The sequence below is a fragment of the Enhygromyxa salina genome, from assembly GCF_002994635.1.
Taxonomy (GTDB): Bacteria; Myxococcota_A; Polyangia; order Nannocystales; family Nannocystaceae; genus Plesiocystis; species Plesiocystis salina_B.
Genome location: NZ_PVNL01000080.1, coordinates 14,965 through 38,434, shown reverse-complemented (window position 1 = coordinate 38,434; position 23,470 = coordinate 14,965). Strand labels below are relative to the sequence as shown.

Genomic DNA, 23,470 nt, shown 5'->3' with positions numbered 1-23,470 from the left:
GAATCGGGGGGGGCTGCTGGCGGTGGTGCGCTCATGTCAGATCCCCAGGCCGCCGAGTATCGCGAGGTTGGTGGCTTCGTCGATGTCGCCGAGCCAGGCCGACAGCGGCTCGGCCGGCTGGTGCTCGGGGTCGGCAGCCCAGGCCGCGTTGTCGAGCTTGCGCGCCTCGAGCAGGATCTGCATGCGTGGATCGACGATCGCCCGCTTCACGCGGCGGCCGGGGAAGTCGAAGCGGTGGTGGTCGGCCTGCCCATCCCAGATCAGGGTGAGGCGCTCGCCGTCGCTGAATTCGACGAGGACCTCGACGGGCACCCGAAAGCTGGTGCGGCGCTGGACGATCACGAAGCCCTCGACGCGGTCAGTGTCGAGCGCGGCGACCGAGTCGCTCCAGTCGTCGGGCGTCTCGCTCAGCGCCAGGGTGGCGGGCCCCACCGGCGGCGCGTAGCCAAACAAGCCCGCGAGCGCGCGCTGGGTCGCGACCACAGCCGGGGGCGGCTCGGCCGGGAGCGGCTCGCCCTCGGCGACGCGGTGCCAGCCCGCGTCGCCGAGCACCCGCTGGTTACCGATCTCGACCAGCCTGAAGTCGGGCAGCGCCGCCCCGCGCAGGCCCTGGTCGAGGTAGTCCTGGACGTCGAGCCAGACCGTGCCGGGCCCGCCGTCGCCGACCAGCGCCAGGCGCCCGTCCTCGCCGCCGATCTCGTCGACCAGCACGCGCTCGAGCAGCGCCCCGTCGGGGTGGGCGAACCGAGCGAGCTCGGCGTAGCGGGCCATCGCGCGATCCCAGGGCGCGCGGCCAGACAGCTCGCGCAGGGTCAGCATCACCGCCGCGGTCTTCTGATAGGTCACGGTTCCGTACGACTCGACGAGCGGATCAAAGCGATCGGCCGGCTGATCGATCGGATCCAGGTCGGCGCCGAACAACATGGACAGCGCGATCAGATCCTTGGTCGTGAGCGGGTGGCCGAGCAGCTCGACGACCCAGGGATCCTCGCCGTAGGCGTCCCAGTAGACCAGCTGGTTGGCGGTCGTGTTCATGCCCTCGTCGAGCCACGGCTGCGCGTGCTCGTTGGACGCGAACAGCCCCTGGAAGTACTGGTGACCGAACTCGTGGATGCTGGTGAACACCCCGGAGATCCGCTCGCGCAGCACCCATGTTGGGAGCTCGTTGGTTGCGATGTTCGAGGTCGTGTAGAGCGTGGGGTACTCCATGCCGCCGGCCCCACCCGCGCCCTTGGGCGCGTGGACGATCGTGATCGTCGACCATGGGTAGCTGCCGAATCGGGCCTCCATGCTGGCCAGCGCGAGCTTCTGGGCCTCGAGGTGGGTGTCGGCGTCATCGACGAACTCGGGCTGGATCAGCTGGCGGATCCGGATGTCCTCGTACTCGCCCCAGTGCTCGATGAAATTGGGATCGGCGACCCACGCGAAGTCGTGGACCATCTGCGCGCGGTAGTGCAGGCGCTTGCGGCCCTCGCTCGGGGTCTGCTCGGCGACCCGCACGCCCGAGGCCCCGACGACGTAGTGATCGGGCACGTCGAGGAACACCTCATAGTCACCAAAGTCGGCGTAGAATTCCGAGAACAGCCCGAAGGTGTGGGCTTGCCATCCGCCCTGCTCCTCGAGCACGCCGATCTTCGGGAACCACTGCCCGGCCATGTGGAAGTCGCCGTAGTAGCCCGTGCGCGCGAACACCTGCGGGAGCCGGGTCGTGAACTCGAGCTCGAGGACCACCGACTCCCCCGGGCCGACCGGCTCGGGCAGGGTCACGGTCATCGTCGTCGGGTCCGCGTCCTCGCTGTAGGTCAGCGGCACGCCGGGCTGCGACGGGGTCTGCTCGAGCACGATTTGGGGGCGCTCGGGGTTGCGGGCGATCAGCGACATCCGCGAGACCTCGACGAAGCCCCAGCGATCGCGGGCGAACTCCTTGCCGCGGTGGCTGCCGCGGGCGTCGGCCATCCACGCGCTGTCCTCGGCCCGGAACGCGTTCATGTAGAGGTGGAAGGGCAGGCGATCGACGCTGCGCTCGGTCCGGTTGCGCCACGCCATGCGCAGGGTCCCGTGGATCTCGTGGGCGCGCTCGTCGAGGCGCGCGTCGATCCAGTAGTCGACGACGTGGGCGTGCTCCGGGATCACACCGCGGACCGACTCGGGCCGCAGCGCCTGCTCGGGCTCGTCGATCGCGGGGAAGCTGGGCGGCTCGTCGTCGCTGCAGCCGAAGCCCCCGAGGCTGATCGCGGCGACGATAGCGAGGCCCAGCCCGAGGGCTCGGGGCGTTCGAGACGCTCGCGCTGCGGACCCGGACATGGCCGCGCATGGGTACCACCGGGCTTTGTAACGGCGCAATCGAGGTTGGGCGGGCGTCGGCGATGGCGATTGACGGCGCCGCGAGAGCGCGCGAAGATCGCGCCCCTCATGCCACGCTCAGCTCGCTCGACGTTGCTGGTACTCGCCCCACTCGTTTCGGTCGCCGTGGTTGCCATGGTGGGGTGCCGCAAGGCCCCGTGTGGCGGCAAGGGCATGGTCGTCGACGAGCGACCGCTCGAGGGCATCCTCGCCGAGGTCATCGGGCCCGAGGGCGGCGTGATGTGTCGACCCGGCGAGGACGACGGCAAGTACATGGCGACCAACCGCCGCTACGAGCTGGCCCGCAAGAACCCCGACCAGACCATGGCCGCCTGGGACGCGCACCTGCAGGCCCGGGGCTGGGAGGTGGTGACGCCGCTCGACGTGCTCGCCGCGAACGTGGAGTCCGCCGTGCGCGACGAGGAAGAGTGCGGGATCGTCGATCAATATTACGCGAAGCCAGGCGAGCCCGCGCGCGTGCACGTGACCGTCAGCTTCTGCGTCGACACCGGATGGTCCTCGGTCACCGCGTTCCCCTGCGACGGCGATCGTTTGGACCTCGAGTGCGGGTACGGAGGGTCCTGAGTCGCTACACTCGCGGCATGCCAGCCCCATCCCCAGCCCTGGATCTCGAGCGCGAGCGCGAGCTCGACGAGCCGCAGATGTTGGCGTGGGCCGAGTCGCTGGGCGCGAGCTTGCGCGGCGGCGACGTGTTGTTGCTGCGCGGCGAGATGGGGGCCGGCAAGACCACGCTGGTGCGGGCGCTGGCGCGCGGACTCGGGGTGACCCGGCCCGAGCGTGTCTGCAGCCCCACCTATACGGTCTGCATGATCCACCCCGGGCCGATCGAGCTGGTTCACGTCGATCTGTTCCGACTCGGCGAGGGCGGACCGGTTGCGAGCGCGGCCTTCGAGGCGCTCGGCCTCGAGCACGACGAGCTGCCGGGGCCCGAGCGGGTGCTGGTCGTCGAGTGGTCCGAGTTGTGGGCTGACCCACCGAAGCAACACCTCTCGATCGGGCTGTCGAGGGTGCCAGATCGGCCCGCCGTGCGCCGTCTGAAGCTCGAAGACCACCGAGGACAGGCCCAGGCGGCCGCGCCTGGACAGTGAGCAAGCCCCGTCGACGCGTTCGACTTTGCCCGGCCTGGGTCGCCCCCGGACCTGCCCCGAGAACCAAAAAATTGCCTGATTTCGCCACTTTGCGCGTATTTGGGATCGCCGGGCGGCGATCGAAGCGCCGCCCGATCGAGCGCTGACGGGGCCAGTGGAGCCACTTTGGGCGAATTTGCCTTTGCCAAGCCCACCCTGGGCCGTTTATCGTGCGCGGCACCGCAGTCGTCGCGGTGTGGCCTAACGGCCATAAACCCCGATTTACCAATCCCACGCACGCTCCCCAGCACACGAGAGGTCCCCGTCATGGCCAACAAACCCAAGGAAATCGTCGTCGTAGGCTCCAAGATCAAGGAGGTCGTCCGAGAGGCCGGTCTTCGCAGCGATGGTGAGCTCGTCGCCGCCGTCTCTGACAAGGTTCACGCGATGCTTCAGGCCGCGATCCACCGCTGCACCCAGAACGGTCGCAGCACGGTTCGACCACACGATCTGTAGTCGGCCACCGGCCTTCCTACACGATCAGACGCGCGCGAGCCCTGGGTTCGCGCGCGTCTGCTTTTCACCGACACAACCACGATGACCCACGAATTCTTTGCCACGGCCCCGCGCGGGGCCGAAGACCTGCTCGCAGCCGAGCTCGAGACGATCGGCGCCGAGCGCCCGCGCGCGCGCACAGGTGGCGTCGGCTTTCATGGATCGTTGGGGCTGGGCTACCGGGCCTGCCTGTGGTCGCGCGTGGCCGGTCGCGTGTTGCTGCGCGTGGCCGAGCTGCCGGCGGTCGACGGCGACGCGCTCTACGAGGCTGCGCGCGCGCTCGCGTGGACCGACCACCTGGCCCGCTACCGCAGCTTTGCGATCTCGGCGGCCGGTACGCCCGCGCCGGACAGCGGGATCGACAACACCCACTACGCGGCGCTGCGGGTCAAAGACGGGCTCGTCGACCACCTGCGCGAGCGCTGGGGCGAGCGGCCCAGCGTCGATCTCGACGCTCCCGACCTGCGCCTGCGCCTGCACCTGCGCGGCGACAAGGCCACGCTCAGCATCGAGCTCGCGGGTGAGGGGCTGCACCGCCGCGGCTACCGGGTCGCCTCGGTCGCCGCCCCGCTGCGCGAGAACCTGGCCGCGGCCGTGCTGCTGCGCGCGGGCGGGCACAATCGCGGCGCGTTCGTGGATCCGATGTGCGGCTCGGGGACCTTTCTGATCGAGGCCGCGTGGCTGGCCGGGGATGTCGCGCCCGGGTTGCTGCGCGAGCGCTGGGGGTTCGAGGGCTGGGCCGGCCACGACGCCGAGGTCTGGGCGCCGCTGCGCGACGAGGCCCTGGCCCGTCGCGAAGCCGGGCTGGCCGGTCCGCTGCCCCGGCTGATCGGCTATGACGCCGAGCCCGACGCCGTCCGGGCCGCGCTCGCGTGTGTCGAGGCCGCCGGGCTGCGCGGGCTCGTCCACATCGAGAAGCGCAGCCTCGCCGAGGTCGAGGCGCCGAGCGGGCTCACGGGCCTGGTCGTCTGCAACCCACCGTGGGGCGAGCGGCTCGGCAACCGGCGCGAGCTCGAGTCGCTGTACGCCGCGCTCGGTCGGCAGCTGCGCGAGCGCTTCGTCGGCTGGGAGGCGGCGCTGCTGTGCGGCGACACCAGCCTCGGTCGCTCGCTGGGGCTGCGCGCGCGCAAGCGCAACGTGCTGCACGACGGACCGATCGAGTGTCAGATCCTGCGCATCGACGTCCACGAGCCCAAGCCGCGCGCGGTCGGGGCCGACGGCAAGCCCGAGCCGGTGGTCGTGCGCGAGCGCAGCGAGGGCGCGCGCTCGTTCGCCAACCGCCTGAGCAAGAACCACAAGAAGCTGCGCGCGTGGTGCAAGCGCGAGGGCGTGAGCTGCTATCGGCTGTATGAGGCCGACATCCCCGAGTACAACTTCGCGGTCGATCTCTACGAGGCGGCGGACACCGGGCTGGTCCATGCCCACGTGCAGGAGTACGCGCCGCCCGACACCGTCGACGAGGCCGACGCTCGGCGCCGCCGCGGCGAGGCGCTCGCCGTGATCCGCGAGGATCTCGGCCTCACCCGCGAGCGCGTGCACATCAAGAAGCGCGAGCGGCAAAAGGGCACCAAGCAGTACAGCAAGCTCGACGACAGCGGCAACGAGTTCGCGGTCCGCGAGGGGCCGGCGCGGCTGTGGGTCAACCTCGACGACTACCTCGACACCGGGCTGTTCTTGGATCATCGGCCGGTCCGCGCCAAGCTGCGCGAGGCCGCAGCCGGCAAGCAGGTGCTCAACCTGTTCTGCTACACGGCCAGCGTCAGCGTCCACGCGGCGCTGGGCCGGGCCAGCTCGACGACCAGCGTGGATCTGTCGCGGATCTACCTCGAGTGGGCGGCCCGCAACTTCGCGCTCAACGGCCTGGCGTGCGTCGGACCCGAGGACGACCAGGGCTACCGCCGCTCACGGCCGGCTCACGAGCTGATCCGCGACGACGTGCTCGAGTGGGTCCGCGAGCAGGGGTCTCGGCGCTGGGACCTGATCTTCTGCGATCCGCCCAGCTTCTCGAACTCGAAGCGGATGCGGGGCACCCTCGACGTGCAGCGCGACCATGTGGAGATCATCTGGCGCTGCGTCGACCTGCTGCGGCCGGGCGGACAGCTGTGGTTCTCGACCAACCTGCGCAAGTTCAAGCTCGATGAGGACGGGCTCGATGGACTGGTGGTCGAGGAGCTGCGGGGGACGATTCCGCCGGATTTTTCTCGCAACAAGACCGTGCATCGGTGCTGGATCATCGCTCGGGGGGCGTGATCTTCGGCCTTCGCCGAGTGTTGGCCCGCCCGACGCCCGCCCGCTTCAGCGCTGCTGCAGGCGTCGGTGGCACTCGGCGAGGCCGTGGCCGAGGGTGCGCATGGTCAGCAGCGACGCCATGTCCGCGCCGAGCCCGACCAGGGTCTGGGCGACGCTGGCGCGGATCCCCGTCAGGATGCACTGGGCACCGACGAGGCTGGCGGCCTGTCCGACTCGGACCAGGTGGTGGGCGGTGTTGGTGTCGACCTGCTCGATCCCGGTGACGTCGAGGATCACGAAGCCGACGTGGCGCCGGGCGATCTCGGCGAGCAGCTTGTCCAGCAGGTGCTCGCAGCGGTGGGCGGTGATGGTCCCGACCAGCGGCAGCACCAAGATGTCGGCGCCGATCTGCAAGAAGGGGGTCGAGAGCGCGACGATCTGGCGGCGCTGCGCTTCGACGAGCGCGAGCCGATCGTCGAGCTCGGCGAGCGCCGCTTGCTTGGCGCGGGTCTCGGCCGCGGCCTCCTCGGCCCGACGCTCGGCGAGCCGCCGCTGAGCGAGCTCGAGCTCGTGGGCGTTGGCGTTGGCCAGCGCCATCGCGGCGAGGCCCGAGGCACACGACAAAAACGTCAGCCCCTCCTCGTCGAACGGCTCACTCGAGCGCTTGCCTGCGACCGCGAGCAGCCCGACCGAGCGGTCCCGCACGTCGATCGCCACGCAGGCCATGCCCTCGCACAGCGCGGCCGGGGCCTCGGGCCAGCGCGAGCGCAGCTCGGTCGGCCCGAGCTGTGTCGCGACTTTTTCATGCATGAGCCAGGTCCACAGCGCCTGGCCCGGGGCCGACAAGAGCGCGCCCGCGTCGGCGAAGCCATCACTCGCCGCGACCCGCAGCGCGCCGGTGTCGTCGTCGACCAGCAGCACCAGTCGGGCGCGGCAATCGAAGTAGCTGCTCGTCAGCGCTCCGAGCGTGTCCGCGATGTCGTCGCGCACGGTCAGGTCCAGGGTCGAGAAGGTCTGGGCCATCAGCTGCACGAAGCGGGTGCTCTCGACCAGCCGCTCGAACCGACGGGCGAGCGGTGTCGGATCCTGTGGTTCCACGCTCAGATCAGCCCCCGCGCGCGGGCGAACTCGTCGCGCAGGCGCTCGAAGTTGCGCGGGTGCGCCATCACGAAGATGCACTGCGCGTCGCCCTTGGCCCGGCACGTCAGCTCCTCCGCCTTGAGATCGATGTCGAAGCTGGCCTCGCCCCACCCGGCGCTGTACCCCGCGTTCATGTGGCAGACTGGGTGCGTGCTCACGATCTCGTTCTCGAGGTAGGACGCGGCCTCGAACGAGTAGGGGTGGTCGTAGGCCAAGAAAAAGTCCTCGTTGGGCTGCGGCGCGCTGTCCTCGAAGATGTTGACGTTGGCCCAGCCGACGTGGGCGAAGTGAACCGGACCGAGGGCCATCCGCATGGTCGGATCCTCGATCTCGAGCCGCTCGGCGAACAGCTTGGCGTCACGGATCCCGCAGGCCTTGGCCAGCTTGTAGCGGATCTGACGAGCGCCGGTCTCGCCAAAGGTCTTGCGCAGCTCCTCCTGCAGCTCGATCGCCATCGAGTCCGTTCGCATGAGCATGTAGCGAACACCCTGAATGTGAATCTGCCCGCGCTCGGGCACGCGCTCGAGATCGGTGAAGAACCCCTGCATGATCTGCTCGGCCTGCGCGAACAGAGGCGCGAGCGGCTCGGGGCACTTGACGACGGTGGTTGAGTTTTCCATGAGCGGACTCGCAAATCATAACAGCGCGACCGCGCGCGGTGCCTGGTGAATAGCCAGTGTGGGCATTTGCGAGTGACCAGTCACTCACCCGAAGCAATGAAAATAGCCATTGGTCGATCCCACGTGGATCTTCGCGTCGACGACACACGGGGTCGAGTGGGTGCGGCCGCCGATCTCGTGCTTCCACAGCAGCGCCCCGGTCTCGGCGTCGAGCAAGTAGAAGAAGGGATCGTGCGAGCCAAACGCGAGCTTGCCGTCGACGAGCACGGGCGAGCACCAGATCGACGCCTGCGCCGCGAAGGTCCAGATCACGGCGCCGGTGGTGGCGGCGAGGCAGTACATGACGCCGTCGTGGCCGCCGATGTAGAGGCGATCCCCGAGCACCGCGGGCGTCGACCAGAACCCGCGCCAGCTCTCGAACTCCCAGACCAACGCGCCGCGCTTGCTGCGATCGAACGCGCGCAGGAACGGGGAGCCGGTCTCGGCGGCGACGTAGACCAGGTCGCCGACGACCACGGGGGAGACGTCGGTGTCGCCGCCGGTCGTGGCCCGCCAGCGCTGCTCGCCGGTGTTGGCGTCGACGCAGATCAAGTAGCCGTCGTAGTGGCCGACGTAGACCTCACCGTCGGCGACCGCGGGGGACGACTCGATCCCGCCCGAGCCCCGCGGGGCGCCGATGCCTTCCCCGAGCGGGAGCTCCCAGTGCAGCGCCCCGTCAGCCGGTTCGAGGCACTTGAGCTTGCCGTCTTCGCCGCCGATGTAGAGCCGCCCGCCCGACACGCACGGCGAGGAGTCGCAGTCGCGGCCGGTGTTGTAGCTCCACACCAGGCTGCCGTCGCGGGCGTCGAGGCAGCGGATCCGGTTGTCGACGTTGCCCACGTAGATCCGCCCGGCGTAAAAACAGCACGAACTCTTGTACATGCCGCCCTCGTCGAAGCTCCACTTTTGCTCGCCGGTGTCGGCGTCGAAGCAGTAGAACTTGGCGTCGACGGCACCCACGTAGATCCGCGAGCCCCAGCGGACTGGCTGGCCAGTCCACCCAGTTCCCGCCCAGCGAAACACGGTGCCATCGGCCCGGGTCCCGTGGTAGTCGCCGAGTCGCTTGCGCCACAGCAGCTCGGGCTGCGCGGCGAGGGTGCCGACGCCGGAGACGCTGTGGGCCGGGTTGCCCCGGAACATCAACATGGTGTGGGTCGAGGCGCTCGCGTCTCCCAGGGTCCAGTCGGGGAACTCGCCGTCGAGCTCGGGGGGGCGGCCGGGAGCGATCGTGGTTGGCGGGGTCGGCTCGGGGTCGATCACCTCGATCGCGCTGCCTGGCTCGGGTGCTCGCGCGGGCTCGGGTGCTCGCGCGGGCTCGGGCGCTCGCGCGGGCTCGGGTGCTCGCGCGGGCTCGGGCGCCGCGTCGCGCGGCTGAGCCTCGGCAGCGCGCCCACAGCCGGGCAGCAAGCCGGCGACCGTCGCCTGCAGGACACCGGACGAGAATGTCCGTCGGCTGACGTCGCGGCTCATGTCAGGGCCCAGGATCCGGGGTAGCGATCGGCCACGCGACGCCGACCAGCCCCACGCACATCTCGTCGAGCGAGCTGTCGCCCCAGTGCACGTCTTGGGTCTCGCTGAGCCCTTGCTCGCTCAGCGCCTGCGCCACGCCGGGATTGGCGAGGGTGTTGTCGTAGCGACAGTCCATCCACACGGTGTCGCCGGGCCCGAGCGTGGGCAGCTGCTCGAGCGGACGATCGATCGGATACATGCGCTGCCAGTCGAAGTCCCACGCGGGCGTGTGCAGCAGGCAGTCCGCGTCGGCAAAGCTCTGGCCCGGGCGCTGCACCACGATTCGCTGATCGTGGCCGACGTAGTGCATGTGGGTGCCGATCGAGAACAGCGAGACCTCGTCGGCCGGCCACGGCTCGGCGACGGTCTCGACGTGATCGCTCGCGCCCGCGGGGATCATGAACGGCGGATCGACGAGCTGCGTGGGCTCGGGGTGCAGGCCCAACATCGCGAACGCGCCGAGCCAGGGGGTGGGCTCGGGTTGCCAGCGCAGCGCCACGCCGCTGCGATCCGTGTAGGTCCCGGGTCCAGGCGGGTGGTAGTGGTAGGACAAGATCACGTGGGCGCCGGCCGGGACCGCGAACGACACGTCCTCGGGGAAGATCGTCGGTGAGGCGCCGGGCACCCAGATCGCGAGGAGCCAGGCGTCGTCGAGGATGGCCCCCGGCGGGCAGTCCCACGGCCCGGGGTGCCCGGCCGGCTCGGTTGGCGTGACCCACACGAGCACGTGGTGGACGATCGCCTGGTTGTCGGGCAGGACCTGGATCCCGTCGAGGAACGCGGGCTCGCTCAGGCCAAGGTCAGCCGAGAAGCACACGTAGGCGTCGTCTGGGCCCTCGAACGCGTAGGGCAGGGCGTTGTGAAAGCTGGCGCTGACGTCGGCGAGATCGAGCGAGTCGAGCTCGGGCAGCGGCGCCGCGGTGGCTGGGTCACCCGCGGGTGTATCGGCGGCGAGCCACCGCGCGAGCAAGTCGAGCTCGGCGTCGGTGAGCGTGGGGTCGCCCCGGAATTCGTGGTCTGGCTGACAGCGCTCGGTGACCCTCGCGCCCCACGGAGGCATGGTCCCGGCTGCGATCTCGTCGAGCATCTGCGCCGCCCAGGGCTGGGCGCTGGCGTGGTCATCGAGCGACATCGGAGCGACGCCGCCGGCCTGGTGACAGCGCACGCAGTGGGTGTGGATCAGCGGCGCGATGTCTCGATGCCAGGTCGGGCCTGGCGGCTCCGTGTCGCCGTCGTCGCTGGCGTCCGCCTGGGCATCGGCGTGCGAGTCGTCTGGATTGCACGCGAGCACGCTCGAGGCGAGCGCGACCGCGAACATGAATTCGGTCGCGCGCGCTGAGTTGGTCGAGGCCGGCATGGCAGCAGGTGCCGCGCATCATACCGTGGACCCGAGCGAGCGAGCGACGAAAGCTCGCCCCTGACCGCTGCTATCGCCTTGGCGCGATGACGACCTGCTCGAGCACGCGAGCGCCGAGCGGAGCGCTGACCGTGGCGTCCTTCTCGAGCGTCACGATCAGCGTCAGCCGATCATCGGAGAAGGTCGCGTCGAGCTTCCCCGTGCGGTCCTTGGCGTCGTAGTCGAGGACACCGAGCTTGTAGGGATCGCGGCCGTCCGCGGTCGCCCACACCACGTAGTACTGCAGCGACGGGTCAATCTGCTGCGGTGGCGGGAGGTGCTCGAGCTCCATGCTGAGCTGGCCGTTGCCGGTCTTGTCGGCCGTGAGCACGATCTCCGCGTGCCCTGCCGTGGCGGGCGGACGGGTGTCGACGTCATATTTTTGCTGGCTGCAGCCGCCGATTGCGGGAGCCAACATGAAGGCTGCGGTCAGCAGCATGAGGGGGTATGGAGCCATTTGAAAATTAGCCTAGCAGTCATCTGCTGGCCGTCCGGCGGTCCAAATTGCGAGCTGAGCGACGAGCACACGTCGAAAATGCGTGGCACCGTGGACCCGTCAGGCCAGCGGAACGGCGTCGCCAATCGGAAGGTCAACAGGCACATGTGTGCGAGCCTGGGCTCGCCCGGTGGGGTCGGAGCCCGACCATGGAGGCTGCGTGTTGGCTGGTGACGAATGAAGTTGTTGAAGGGCGCGCGAACACCGTGCTAACCAGCACGGTGTGCCGAAGGCCCCCAATCGGGTGACGATCTCGCGCAAGGACGCGATGGCGCCGACGGTGCTCCAGCTCGAGACGGGTCGGCAGCACGTCGTGACCTTGCTCGACTCGCGGGTGCAGTTCATCGAGTTCGATGACGTGTTCTTCTCGTTCAACAGCACCGCGCTGCTGCCCGAGACCAAGGACCACACGCCGCCGCTCAACGAAGAGGGCGAGCCGATCACCGGACTCAATCTGTGCATGGCCGTGCTGCAATACTCGGCCCAATACGAGGGCCAAAAGTCGCTGTTGATCCTGGGCCACACCGACACCGTCGGCAGCGACGCGGAGAACGTCACGCTCTCGCAGCTGCGCGCGCAGGTCGTATACGGGCTGGTCGCGGGCGATCGCCAGGCGTTCGAGGACGCCGTCGACGCGCCGCACATCGCCGACAAGGAGACCAAGGCCAATCGCCTGATCCCCGACAAGAACTTCATCCTCGACTGGATCGCCGACTACACGGATTGGCCCTGCTCGCTCGCCGAGAATCACAATGACCACTGGGCTGCGACCAAGCAGCTGCAGGTCCACTACAACGAGCACGGCCACGAGTTCGGCGGCAGCGGCGAGCAGCTCGACGTCGATCGCGACTTCGGCAGGCAGACCTGGGGCGCGGTGTTCGACCTCTACCAGGACCACATCGCGCGCACGCTCGAGCTCAGCCACCAGGAGCTCGCGGCGCGCCAGGCTGGGCTGACCTGGGCGGCCGCGCAGACCAAGCACACCGGCTGCGGCGAGTTTCATCCGCTCGACCAGATCGGCCGCGACGGGATCCGCAGCGCGACCAATCGGCGGGTCGAGGTCACCTTCTTCGATCCCAGCGAGATCCCACCGCTCGAGTGCTTCGCGGGCGGCTGCGCCGAGCGTGCCTGCGAGCTGTTCGACCCCACGATCATCGCCCGCAAGCCGCTGCCGATCAGCTGGAAGGCGGTCTGGAAGGTCGGCTGGGATCGCCCCGGAGATCCGGCGCGGATGGGCGAGCCCCGCGACATGATCTTGCGCGCGCCCAAGCTCGCCGACGGCAGCCTGGTCCGGTTCGACGTCGAGCTCGAGGTCCAGGGCAAGCGCGTCCTGGTCGGCTCGATCGAGGCCGTCGCCGAGAACGAGGGCGCGCGGGCCAGCTTCGTGGCCTGGTATCAGCCCGACCACGTGACCTGGTCGGAGGTCACGCTGGGCATCAACGAGGACTTTCCGGCGGTCAGCTTTCACGTCAACGCGAGCGCGGCCGAGCGCGAGGTCGCCGGGCGCCGTCCGTTGATCTACGCCGACACGCTGCAGACCCAGGTCCAGCATGGGCTGGTCCAGGCCGAGTTCGACGCCGAGTGGGTCGACCCCGGCGAGTGTCTGATCTGGAGTCCGTGGGGCGCCAAGCGGGCCGAGATCGACGAAGACGGGCTGCTGACCGTCGAGCGCCTGCCGCCTGGCGGCGTGATGGTCACGATCGACGACGACCCTTACTACGCAGTCTGAAGCGGAGCTGATCTAATTGTGGCCAACGAACACAAGCTCGAGTCCCCCGAGATCGTCGCGCAGGACGGCAAGCTGATCGTCCGCCTGGCGTTCTATCGGGCCGGCTACCTGACCGGTGAGGTCCTGTGCACGCTGCGGGTGTTTCACGACGCCGTCGAGCTCGAGGACGACAAGAAGCTGTTCGACCAGCGCAAGATCATGAAGCGGGTCAACCCGCGCGAGCACCTGTACAAGACCGAGTTCTCGGTCCCGCTCGAGAACATCGGCAAGATCTCGCTCGACGTCGAGCTGATCAAGTCCACGAACTCGGCCCTGCTCGCCAAGGCGTCGTACCGCTACGGGGTGAAGCTCAACCAGCTGACGAAGATCCGGCGGGACGACGCGCCGCCGCGCCTGGTCCACGCGATCAACACGGCGGCCGGGCGCCAGGCCAAGCCCAGCACCGGCCACAAGCTCAACGACATGCTCGCGCACATCCACGCCGCGCTGATCGACAACGATCGGTTTCGCGTGGGCATGGCGACCTCGATCGACGGCGCGTTCTCGGGTCGCCGGCAGAAGTCGAGCCAGCCGCTGCGCCGCGTGGACGAGCAGCTCAGCGCGATCATTGCAGAGAAATTCCTGGGCCTGCCCTACCAGATGCCGGGCAACGTGTATGGCAACTGTCACGTGCCGGGCGTCACGGGCAAGCGCCTGGTCCACCTCAACAACGACGTGTTCTGGGAGCGCATGCGGCCCTCGGCCGACGAGATCACCTACCCGTGGTGCACGGAGTGTCAGCAGCTCACGAGCATGGTCAACTACCTGCGCGGCGCCGACATCTACGCGCTCGCGCCCGGCAGCCGGGGGGAGATGGGCGCCCAGCGGGCCTCGTTCCACGTCGCCACGGCCGCCGGCGGCACGATCATCGACGAGGCCGACGCCAACGGTCCGCTCCCGGCCAAGCTCTACGACGACCCACAGTTCCCGCTCGGGCCCGGCGACTTCTTCGTGTTCAACGACGAGAAGCACCGGGTCAAGGCGGACGACGGGACCGAGCAGATCGTCACGGGCAAGGTCGTGCGCGGCTACTCCGAAGCGGAACGCGAGAAGCGAGACCCCAAGCCGATCCCCGCCCAGCATCCCGACAACCACCCGCACATCTCGTGCATCCTGCGGGTGTTCAAGCGGGCCGGTAACCACTTCTTTCAGCTGATCGACACCGGCGGTCAGCCGCCGTTCACCCCGTTCGCGGTCATGCGTCAGACCGCGCCCACCGTCGAAGGGACGTGCGAGGGCCGGTTCCTGACGCTGGTCCGGGCCGACGCCGACGCGGCCGGGATCGCGCCTTGTGTGGGCATTGGCGTGTGGCCCAAGAGCTACAAGACCGACGTCGGCAAGCTCGAGCGGGCCTACGAGCGGGCCCTGGTCGCGCGGCCGGTCGCGCTGGCGCGGCTGTTCCTGGTCGAGCGCGCGACCGGTGCCGTGCTGTATGCGACGCCGCTGCTGCGCACCTATACCGAGGACCCCCACCAGAACTTCTCGCCCGCGCGGCTGGCCTGGGCGCTGCGCAACGTCCCCCACGGCGACGAGATCGAGGCGTTCTGGGGCGTCTGGGGCCCGCGCGGTCCGCTGGCCAAGCGCATGATCGCCTCGCGCAACGCCTCGCTGTTCGACATCCGCAGCGAGTTCGCGGCCAGCACCACCCCAAGCGCGGAGTTCAACAACGTCATCCTCAGCAAGTTTCCCTACGGCGAGGCCACGGGCTTCTTGTTCCTGCAGAACATCAACGCGCTGAGCTCACAGACCGCCGAGCAGATGCACGGCGGCGAGCACGAGTTTCGGTTCCCGACCGACGACCAGGATCCCGACTACTACAAACAGTTCGGGTACGTCGCGGTGACCCGCTACAACAACGCGCACAAGTCCAAGTCGTGGATTCAGCTCAAGGCCTACGACCTCAACGCCTACGCCTGGGATCAGCACGTCTTTGGTGATCGCTCGGTTCGCAAGGTCAGCAAGCAGGTGACCTCCACCGATATCCCGCAAGAGCTCGAGATGCTCACCGGGCAGCAGCGAATCGACGCCGAGCAATTCGCGGTCGTCGAGGGCAAGTGGTTCAGCAAGGGCACCCACCCGGCCTCACCGGTGTTCGACTCGGGCAAGCTCGGCCAGCAGCCTGGCGGGCCCAAGGACGGTCAGGTCGCCAAGTCGGCGAATGACAAGGCCGTCACGCTGACGCTGCCCAAGACCGTGGCCGCGATCGCGGGCGACAGCAAGGTCCAGCTGTGGGTCGAGCTCAGCCTGCCGGTCATCGATCAGCGCTACCCACGTCCCGACAAGTACGAGCAATATCCGTACTTTCGCGGTGACTTCCCCGTGCGCCCGGTCGGCTGCCCCGGTAACCCAGGGCCCGACGCGTGCCCCGATTTCTTTCCTGACAAGTGCCCGAGTGATTGCCAGTACATCGTGCGGCTGCGCAGCTTGAAGCTGGGCGGCACGGGCAGGCTCGACGCGCCGTTCAAGTCCGGGACGACCAGCTACAGCGGCACGATCTCGTACACGGACGGCGCGGCGCTCACGGTCACCGCCAACGCCTCATGCAAGGCCAAGGTCGAGGTCGCGTGCGCGGGCAAGACGGTGTCGAGCTCGTCGGGCGTCGAGTCGCCGCCGCTGCAGCTCGGGGTCGGGAGCAACACGGTCGAGGTCACCGCGACCGCGCAGAACAACACGGTGGCCGCCTACACGCTCACGCTCACGCGCGCGCAGGCCAGCAGCGATCACAGCCTCGCCGCGCTGACGCCCTCGGCCGGCAAGCTGGTCCAGGCCGGCAACGCGCCCGCCGGGTTTGCCCCCAAGGTGTTGACGTACGAGCTCGTCGACACCCAGGACGCCAAGCTCGGCTACCGGCCCAAGCTCACCAACGAGCTGGCCAAGCTGCAGATCAACGGCAAGCCGCACGCCTCGGATACGGAGTTCACCCTCAACGCCGCCGGGTTCGGCTCGCACGTGACCAACTTCGAGGTCCGGGCCGAGGACGGCGGCTCGTCGATCTACGAGCTGACCTATCGGCGCGGCAACGACAACGCGGCCCTGAAGACCCTGCGCTGCCTGATCAACTATCAGGACCAGGAGCTGGTGAAGAACATCCCGACCGAGGCCGAGCAGAGCAAGCATCCCGACAAGGAGAGCTACAGCGTCGAGGTCCCCGACGCGACCACGCGCGTGCGCATCGTCGCGGTGCCAGCGGTCAACACCTCGAAGGTGTTCCTCGATGGCAAGCGCCTGTTCGGGGTCACGACCGTGCAGCTGCAGCAGCCCGGCGGGGTCGAGGGCGAGCCGCCGCTGCAGACCAACGGGGCCAGCGTAGCGCTGATCGAGGTCGAGGCGCAAAACGGCCGGCGGCGGATCTACGAGCTGCAGATCTACCGGCCCAAGGACAAGGACCTGCTCGGGCACTGAGCGGTTGCGTGGGCACGAACGGCCGGGGTCGCCAACATCGGCGCCCCGGCGGCGCGACGATTCGGTACGATGACCGGGCGTGCACAGCAAAGACGACGCAGGCTCCGCGCTGGTCCTGGTGGTCGGGATGCCGACCGACGCGGTCGCGGCCAGCGTCGCCGCCCGCCTGCGTGGATCGTTTCAGACCGTGAGCGTCGCGGTCGAGTCGATCAGCGAGCTGCGCGAGACCGTCGAGCGCTACGGCGCGCGGCTGGGCGATCAACTCGGTGCGCTGGTCGTCGGGGCGGCCAGCTCGACGGCCGCCTCCACGCTGGTCTGGGATCTCGATCGCAGCATGCGCTGGGTCAGCGAGCGCACGCTGGTGGTCGTCGACTCCCTGGCCACGCTCGACGAGGTGCCCAAGCGCTTGCTCGAGGCGCTGCCGTATCGGGCCGTGAGCGAGGGCGCGCTCGACGATCTCGCCGAGCTCGTCGAGCTGCTCGTCGATCGTCGGCCCCCGCTCGACCTGCTCGCAACCCTGGTCCGGACCGCGATCGAGCGGCGCAGCGTCGACTCGCTCCCGCCGCTGCTCGGGGACTGGAGCAGCGCCGAGACCCTGGCGCCGGAGCGGCTGGTGCTCGCCCATGTCGACGACGGCGGGCGCCGGCCCAACCCGCTGTGGGCCCACTGGTCGGGTCAGCGAGACGCCGCGGCGATCGAGCGGCTCGGCGCCCGCGTCGTCGCCCACGAGCGCTGGCTGGCCCGCGCGAACAGCCGGGTCTGGCAGGCGCTGCCGAGCTCCGCGACCTCCGAGCCGGCGGCCGAGACGACCGAGTCCGGCCGATCCGTCCAGTCTGTCCAACCTGTCATCAGCAAGAAGCACAAGGGGCGCCGCAAGTGACCCGCGCGACCAGCTTTGATCTGTCCAAGCTCGAGAACCTGGCCGAGCGGATCTACCACGGTCAGGTCGTGTTCTTCGTCGGGGCCGGGTTCTCGCTCGACAGCGAGGGCCTCAGCGGCCAGCGCTTGCTGCTGCGGCTGCTCGCGCGGTTCGACGCGATGAGCTCGGTCATGATCGAGCGCCGCGAGCAGCTCACGGCGGCCGTGGTCGCGACCGCCAAGCGGCTGCGCGAGGTCCTGCGCGAGACCTTCTGGCTGGGCCAAGAGGGCAGGGATCCGCTGACCACGGTCGCCCACGCGAAGATCCTCGAGCAGGACTACTACCGGCCCAACGAGTGGATGTGCGAGGCGTTCGGGACCCTGGTCGACGCCTGCACCGAGGTCGGGTTCAGCGAAGATTTCTGGGTCGACGTCCACCAGCGCGAGACCACGCTGCTCGAGTGCAACCCGATCTGGGGCCGGGTCGAGCGGGTCTCGCCGATCGAGCCGCGGCTGTTGGTTGGCGAGGCGTGGGGCCCGAGCGAGCGCGGCAAGGCGCTGTTCCTCGACACGCTCGGGTTCGCGGATCCCTCGGTCATGGCCGGTCGCCCGCACGCGCGCGAGATCGCCGAGGTCGAGCGCAGCTACGCCGACCGGCTGCGCCCGCGTCATCACATCATCGCCCGGTGGGCCCGCGACGGCCTGTGCCGCACGCTGCTGACCACCAACTACGACATGCTGATCGAGGGCGCGTATCGGCTGTCGGGGTTTGCCTGTCGGCTGTGCGACGCGCCGGGGCAGGACCCCGAGCCGCCGCCGCTGTTGACCGAGCTGTCCCACTTCGCGCGGATCGGCCAGGCCGCGGACTTCTTTCGGTTTGGCCACACCCACCGCTCGGCCCTGGTCGCCAAGATCCACGGCTGCGCCGAGTGCTATCGGTGGGCGCGGACCCGCGTCGTCGAGGCGCTCGCGAGCGGGGCCGAACCGGAGCTCAGCGACGCACGCCGGGCGTTCGCCAGCTACCTGCCCTCGATCGTGTTCACGTTCCGCGAGATCCAAAACTGGCGCGAGGACGCGTGGTCGCGCGACCTGCTGGCCAACCTGCTGCGGACCCGCTCGATCGTGTTTTGCGGCTACAGCATCCGCGACCGGGTGCTCCACGACGCGTTCCGGACTGCGTTCGAAGAGATCGCGTCCGTGAACGCCCGAGTGGGCGGGCCTCGCCTGGGGGGACTCCTGGGGGGACTGGGCGCGACCGAGCAGGACGAGCGGGTACTGCACGCCCAGCATGACGTCCGCGGCGCGGAGCGAGCGGCTCGCGGTGGTGCCCGCGCGGACACGGCCGCAGGCGCAGGCGCGGCCGCCGAGGCATCCAAGGCGCAGATCGAGTCCGACACGACCGACGGCCGGGCCCAGCGGGCCCGCGCGTTCTTCCTGGGCGGACCGGGCGGGTTCGAGTTCGACGCGCTCGAGGTCCTGCGCGCGGCCAGCCGGGCCGAGGGCATCGCTCACCCCTCGCAGACCCACCACCCCAACTACTTGCAGTCCTACTTCGAGGGTATGGACGGGTTCCCCAGGCTCGACCAGACCATGCGCTGGCTGTGGCATCGCACCGTGCGGATCCGCCAGGAGCAGTGCGTGGAGGTCGATCTGCGCCGGGTGGCCACCAACCTGCTCGGCCATGGCTGCCCCGAGCGCGAGCGGGTCCGCGTGCTCGATCGGCTCCACGAACTGACCGACGCCGAGTTCGAGCAGGCGCGGGGCTGGGAGCGCGCGGGCCCGAGTGACAGCCAGTTCGATCGCGTGGTCGGCTGGACGGATCGCTTTCATCCGGCGCTGCTGCGCGAGCTGGCGATCGGCGAGGCGGTGCTGCGGCGCGACGGGCCCGGGGCGTCCGTGCGGGTGGTCAACCGTCGGCAGTGGTTCTTCCCGCCGTCCGAGCACCCGCAGTGGACCGGCTGGGGGGTCGTCGTCGAGATCGCGCTGCGGCGCATGATCGCGAGCTGGCGCGGCGAGCTGCGCGAGTGGTCTCAGCCGAGCCCGTGCGTGGCCCCTGGCCAGTCGCAGCGGCCGGCCGTGAGCTTCTCGAGCGGGACCGAGGCGCTGCCCTCGACCCCGCGGGCCCTGGCGATCGTGTTGAGCGGCTTTGATCGTCGCTCGGTCCGCTCGCGGGTGCGCGGGGCGTTTGCCGGGCGCGTGCACCACTGGCGGCTGCGCGCGCAGGCGATCCCATGGTGGGCCAGCGATCAGCGGCCGCTCCCGGGTACGCCCGGCGCACCCTCGCTGTGGCGCTGGGCCGTGGCCGACGAGCCCAGTCAGGCGATGCTCGACGCCCTGCCCGAGGTGTTGGGGATCGACGGCCCGGTCGAGTCGGGCCAGTCACGACCGCTGCGGGTCGCCTGACCGGCCCGGGAACCTCGCTCGAGAACCGCTTCAGTCATGCCAGCGACCACGCCCGCGCCATCCGACGATCGAACCCAGCTTCTCGATGATCTCGAGCGCGTGTTGGTCGAGCAATTTGGGCTGTGCTCGGCGCTCGAGCGGGCGCGGACCCTGCTGGATCCCGCGACCCTCGAGACCGCGCGCGAGCAGGTCCACGCGGCCACGACCGCGCGCAGCGTGGTCAGGGACGCCGACCACGGCACGCTGCTGGACGCGCTGGAGCAGGCCCGCGAGCGCGAGCGCGAGACCGTGCAGATCGCCGCGCTGATCGACGGCTGGCACAAGCGCGAGCGAGACCCCGAGCGCGCGCTGGCCCGGCTGGCCGCCGAGGTCTTCGTCAGCGCCGAGTCGCTCGAGCTCGCGCGTCACCCTGGGTTTTGGGAAGGGCTCGGCTGGGGCGGCGTGGGCGTGGCGGGACTGGGCGCGGCGGGACTGGGCTCGGCGGGACTGGGCTCGGCGGGACTGGGCTCGGCGGGACTGGGCGTGGCGGGACTGGGCTCGGCGGGGTTGGGGCTGATGTCCTCGGCCGGTCCAGTGATGTACCTGCGCAAGCCCAAGCTGCGGTTTTGCGGGCACTTCGAGCCCGAGGTCGACCTCCTGATCCACGACCCGGGCTTGTGCACCCTCGCGATGGTCCAGGTCGTCGACGCCGACGAGCCCGCGGCGATCCGCGACCAGGTGAGCCGTCACGTCGACCGCGCGACCTACCTGCGCCACCTGCTGCTCACGGCCCGCGAGCAGCACCCCGACCGCGACCAGCACATCATCAGCGTCGAGCTGGTGTTGGTCTATCGCGAGCGCGACTGGGACGGCGACGGGCAGGTCGACCTGTTGTTCGAGATCGGTGAGATCCTGCGTGACCTGGCCCTGCAGACCGACTGCCTCCACGCGATCGGGATCAACGTGCTCGCGGCCCACGGGCCCACGACCGAGGCGTTCGCCCCGGACCAGCTGCGCCGGGCGTTCTCGTGGCTGCTGCGCGACTCCAGGAGCTGGTTTGCGGCGCTCGAGCAGCGTCAACCCCAAACCGCTGCGGCCGCTGCCGAGCCGGCCAGCTTTGGGCGGCTGCAGTCGATCGAGCTCGACGAGTACCGACTGCCGGGGCGCCGGACCCTGTCGCTCAACCAGGGCGCCCGCCTGCACCTGCTGCACGGCCACAACGGCTCGGGCAAGTCGTCGCTGGTCGAGGCGCTCGAGCTCATGATCACCGGGTCGATCGAGCGGCTGTCGGGGGTCGAGGACTACGAGCACGTGGTCCGCAATCGCTGGTCGTCGACGCCCGCGCGGATCGTGCTGCGCGGGGCCGAGGCCGCGCCGCTGACCCTCGAGCTGCGTGGCCCGGGTCGGCCGGACCGCCCGCTCGCGCCCGGGACCCGGGCGGCCTCGTTTCGGCTCGATCAGACCGTCATGGACCGGCTGGCCCGGGCCAGCGACGTCGATCGGGCCGCCGAGCTGCTCGCGGCCTTCTTCGCGGACGAGGCCGCGGTCCGCGAGCGCTGGCGCCACGCCATGGACGAGGCCGAGGCCGCGCTCGCCCGCCTGCCCGCGCGGGTGCGAGCCTGGCTCGAGGGCCACCGCCGCGAGCGGCAGGACCTGCACGAGGTCGCCGTCGAGCGGCTCGCGTCGCTGGCCGAGGCTCGCCTCGACGCCGATCTCGTCGACGCGATCCTGCCGATCCCACGCGCCCAGCTGCGGCCGCTGCTCGGTCAGCTCGACGCGCTCGCGCAGCTCGACACCGCGCTTGCGACCCACGGCCACGTCGCCGCCGACGCGCCGCTGTGGGACGCGCTCGAGCTCGCGTTCACCCAGCTGGCCGCCGATCTGCCCCAGCGGGTGCGCGGCGTCGAGTCGGTGCTGCGGACGCTCGGCCGGGTCGGGCGGTGGTGGCAGGAGGGGGAGGACGCCGGCTTCGACACCGAGGCCAGCTACGCCGAGGCGCTCGACGAGTGGCTGGAGCTCGCGGCCTTGATCGACCTCGCGGATCAGCAGCGGCGGATCATCGTCACGCTGCAGCGGGCCCACGCCGAAGGCTGGAGCCTGGCTCGACTCGACGAGGCCGGGGCGGCGGCGGGGTTGCTGCGCGGGCTCGCCGACGTCGAGCCGCTGGTCCTGCGCGATCTGGACGGCGTGCGCGGGCACTGGGCCGAGCGCCGCGAGCAGCTCGGACGCGCGCTGAGGCGCACGGACCAGGGCGAGCTGGGCAAGCACAGCGTGCCCGTCGCGGCCGCGCGGGTCCGGCTCGACGACGAGGAGGTCGCGGAGCTCGATCGCTTCGGCGCGTGGTGGGATCCGGCCGAGCGCGGTCCGGGGCTCGGCGCGCGGATCCGCGGGGCGCTCGAGCGCGGCGAGACCCACTCGTTCGCGTCCGCGATGATCGGCGCGCAGTCATGGGTCACGCCGATCCGCGCGGCGGCGACCAACATGCTCGAGCCGCTGCGGGAGCTGCGAGACGCGTGGGCGAGCCTGCGTCACCAGCAACACGCCAAGCGACAGGTCGAGGTCACGTCGACCGCGGCCGAGCAGGCTCGCGACTGGGACTTGGACGGGCCGTCGAGCGAGGAGCTGGCGCTCGATGACCTGGTGCTCGGCTTCGATGCACTCGATGACGCCGATGAACCCGAGGACGCAGGCGAAGCGCCGCCGAATCTGCAGGGTCGCGGTCTCGCGCCGTCCAGGCCCTCGGCTGCGCCTAGCGAGACCTCCCCTCGGCTCACGCGCGATCGAACACCACTGGCGAAGCATCCCGCACCCGGTGCCGTCACGACCCGGTCCGGCCCTCGACCGTCGCGCGTCGCCGCGTCCGCACCCGCCCCGCCAGCTGCGAACTCACCCAACCTGCGCGAGCCGAAGCCGAGCCCAGCCCCGCCAGCGCGCAAACCCGAGCCCGAGGTCGAGCTCGGGCTCCTGGCCCTGATCGAGCGGCTGCGGCAGGCGCATGAGATCAGCGTGCACGCGCACACGGTTGGCACCGCGGTCCAAGACAGCTTCGTCGCCCGGCTCTCGGCCAAGGATCAGCGCGCGCTCAGCCTGGTCGACGCGCTCAACGAGCTGCTGGCGCTGTTCACCCCCGCGCGCTGGGCCTACGAGGACGTGATCCTGCGCTACGCCGAGACCGGCGACGTGTCTCGGCTGCGGCTCGAGACTGGCGAGCTGCGCGGAGGCGACGATCCCGAGGCCCGCGCGCGCGCGGACCTGCGCCTGAACACCGCGCAGCTCAACGCGTTCACGCTCGCGCTGTTCTTGCTGTGTGCACCGCGTGTCGACAACCCAATTGGGCTGCTGGTGCTCGACGATCCGCTGCAGAACATGGACGAGCTCACGGTCACGACCCTCGCTCGCGGCCTGGCCAAGCTGCTGCGGGTGCTCCCTCGTCGATGGTCGCTGATGATGCTGTTCCACGGCGAGGGCGACCTCGCCCGGTTTCACGACGAGGTCGAGTGTGGCGTCTACTTCCTGCCGTGGCTGAGCCCGACCGCGCGGGGCCAGCAGATCGAGATCGGCTGCGAGGACGAAGACAGCCGCCTGGGCCTGACCAGTCAGCGCCTCGAGGGTCTCGTCACCCTGCGACCCTGACCCGCGACCCCG

General features: G+C 70.1%; 15 protein-coding genes. 9 read left to right on the top strand and 6 right to left on the bottom strand.

Translation table 11 applies throughout. From position 1 onward, the window contains the following. Positions 1-36 precede the first annotated feature (36 nt). Positions 37-2,304 carry a M1 family metallopeptidase gene (locus tag ENSA7_RS20840; RefSeq protein WP_106091072.1) on the bottom strand — a complete coding sequence of 756 codons (2,268 nt, stop codon included), beginning with the start codon at positions 2,302-2,304 and terminating at the stop codon, positions 37-39. Positions 2,305-2,469: 165 nt separating this feature from the next. On the opposite strand from ENSA7_RS20840, the gene ENSA7_RS20835 reads away from it, so the two are divergent. The 4 genes from ENSA7_RS20835 (at position 2,470) to rlmKL (ending at position 6,236) form a co-directional block, all read left to right on the top strand. Continuing rightward, on the top strand, positions 2,470-2,928 hold the full coding sequence (locus ENSA7_RS20835; RefSeq protein WP_146157937.1) for a hypothetical protein: 459 nt from the start codon (positions 2,470-2,472) through the stop codon (positions 2,926-2,928). Between the two features lie 17 nt (positions 2,929-2,945). Then, complete coding sequence (tsaE, locus tag ENSA7_RS20830) at positions 2,946-3,452, top strand: tRNA (adenosine(37)-N6)-threonylcarbamoyltransferase complex ATPase subunit type 1 TsaE (protein ID WP_181233953.1); 507 nt, start codon at positions 2,946-2,948, stop codon at positions 3,450-3,452. Positions 3,453-3,758: 306 nt separating this feature from the next. Beyond that, positions 3,759-3,947, top strand: coding sequence for a hypothetical protein (locus tag ENSA7_RS20825; RefSeq protein WP_052557319.1), 189 nt, complete (start codon positions 3,759-3,761; stop codon positions 3,945-3,947). 81 nt (positions 3,948-4,028) lie between these two features. Further along, the gene (rlmKL, locus tag ENSA7_RS20820) at positions 4,029-6,236 is read left to right on the top strand and encodes a bifunctional 23S rRNA (guanine(2069)-N(7))-methyltransferase RlmK/23S rRNA (guanine(2445)-N(2))-methyltransferase RlmL (RefSeq protein ID WP_106091069.1); all 2,208 of its coding nucleotides are present in this window, start codon (positions 4,029-4,031) and stop codon (positions 6,234-6,236) included. 45 nt (positions 6,237-6,281) lie between these two features. Here the strand turns inward: rlmKL and ENSA7_RS20815 are convergent, their stop codons facing one another. From ENSA7_RS20815 to ENSA7_RS20790, 5 genes are all read right to left on the bottom strand, one after another. Beyond that, positions 6,282-7,313 (bottom strand): STAS domain-containing protein, encoded by a 1,032-nt coding sequence (locus ENSA7_RS20815; protein ID WP_106091068.1) that lies wholly within the window; start codon positions 7,311-7,313, stop codon positions 6,282-6,284. Between the two features lie 2 nt (positions 7,314-7,315). Further along, complete coding sequence (locus ENSA7_RS20810; protein ID WP_106091067.1) at positions 7,316-7,975, bottom strand: XylR N-terminal domain-containing protein; 660 nt, start codon at positions 7,973-7,975, stop codon at positions 7,316-7,318. 84 nt (positions 7,976-8,059) lie between these two features. Then, positions 8,060-9,484: an outer membrane protein assembly factor BamB family protein gene (locus tag ENSA7_RS20805; RefSeq protein WP_181233952.1), complete on the bottom strand. Its 1,425-nt coding sequence runs from the start codon at positions 9,482-9,484 to the stop codon at positions 8,060-8,062. Position 9,485: 1 nt separating this feature from the next. After that, positions 9,486-10,880, bottom strand: a complete 1,395-nt coding sequence (locus tag ENSA7_RS20795) for a hypothetical protein (protein ID WP_106091064.1) — start codon at positions 10,878-10,880, stop codon at positions 9,486-9,488. Positions 10,881-10,950: 70 nt separating this feature from the next. Beyond that, a complete protein-coding gene (locus ENSA7_RS20790; RefSeq protein ID WP_181233951.1) occupies positions 10,951-11,376 on the bottom strand; it encodes a hypothetical protein in 426 nt (141 codons plus the stop codon). Between the two features lie 262 nt (positions 11,377-11,638). Here ENSA7_RS20790 and ENSA7_RS20785 point away from each other — a divergent pair, with 262 nt between their 5' ends. The 5 genes from ENSA7_RS20785 (at position 11,639) to ENSA7_RS20770 (ending at position 23,458) form a co-directional block, all read left to right on the top strand. Next, entirely contained in the window at positions 11,639-13,144 is a 1,506-nt protein-coding gene (locus tag ENSA7_RS20785; RefSeq protein WP_181233950.1) for an OmpA family protein, read from the top strand. Positions 13,145-13,162: 18 nt separating this feature from the next. Next, positions 13,163-16,585, top strand: coding sequence for a cadherin-like beta sandwich domain-containing protein (locus ENSA7_RS20780; protein ID WP_106091062.1), 3,423 nt, complete (start codon positions 13,163-13,165; stop codon positions 16,583-16,585). Positions 16,586-16,664: 79 nt separating this feature from the next. Further along, the gene (locus ENSA7_RS43975; RefSeq protein ID WP_181233949.1) at positions 16,665-17,465 is read left to right on the top strand and encodes a hypothetical protein; all 801 of its coding nucleotides are present in this window, start codon (positions 16,665-16,667) and stop codon (positions 17,463-17,465) included. Further along, complete coding sequence (locus ENSA7_RS20775) at positions 17,462-19,846, top strand: SIR2 family protein (RefSeq protein WP_181233948.1); 2,385 nt, start codon at positions 17,462-17,464, stop codon at positions 19,844-19,846. The genes ENSA7_RS43975 and ENSA7_RS20775 overlap by 4 nt, the downstream gene beginning before the upstream one ends. 36 nt (positions 19,847-19,882) lie before the next feature. Beyond that, entirely contained in the window at positions 19,883-23,458 is a 3,576-nt protein-coding gene (locus tag ENSA7_RS20770) for an ATP-binding protein (protein ID WP_106091060.1), read from the top strand. Positions 23,459-23,470: the final 12 nt, after the last annotated feature.

What these genes read in the sequence shown, in the direction of transcription:
- ENSA7_RS20805 (WP_181233952.1), bottom strand. Translation starts at nt 9,484, where the DNA reads ATGAGCCGCGACGTCAGCCGACGGACATTCTCGTCCGGTGTCCTGCAG.
- ENSA7_RS20795 (WP_106091064.1), bottom strand. Translation starts at nt 10,880, where the DNA reads ATGCCGGCCTCGACCAACTCAGCGCGCGCGACCGAATTCATGTTCGCG.
- ENSA7_RS20770 (WP_106091060.1), top strand. Translation starts at nt 19,883, where the DNA reads ATGCCAGCGACCACGCCCGCGCCATCCGACGATCGAACCCAGCTTCTC.
- ENSA7_RS20840 (WP_106091072.1), bottom strand. Translation starts at nt 2,304, where the DNA reads ATGTCCGGGTCCGCAGCGCGAGCGTCTCGAACGCCCCGAGCCCTCGGG.
- tsaE (WP_181233953.1), top strand. Translation starts at nt 2,946, where the DNA reads ATGCCAGCCCCATCCCCAGCCCTGGATCTCGAGCGCGAGCGCGAGCTC.
- ENSA7_RS20790 (WP_181233951.1), bottom strand. Translation starts at nt 11,376, where the DNA reads ATGGCTCCATACCCCCTCATGCTGCTGACCGCAGCCTTCATGTTGGCT.
- ENSA7_RS20810 (WP_106091067.1), bottom strand. Translation starts at nt 7,975, where the DNA reads ATGGAAAACTCAACCACCGTCGTCAAGTGCCCCGAGCCGCTCGCGCCT.
- ENSA7_RS20825 (WP_052557319.1), top strand. Translation starts at nt 3,759, where the DNA reads ATGGCCAACAAACCCAAGGAAATCGTCGTCGTAGGCTCCAAGATCAAG.
- rlmKL (WP_106091069.1), top strand. Translation starts at nt 4,029, where the DNA reads ATGACCCACGAATTCTTTGCCACGGCCCCGCGCGGGGCCGAAGACCTG.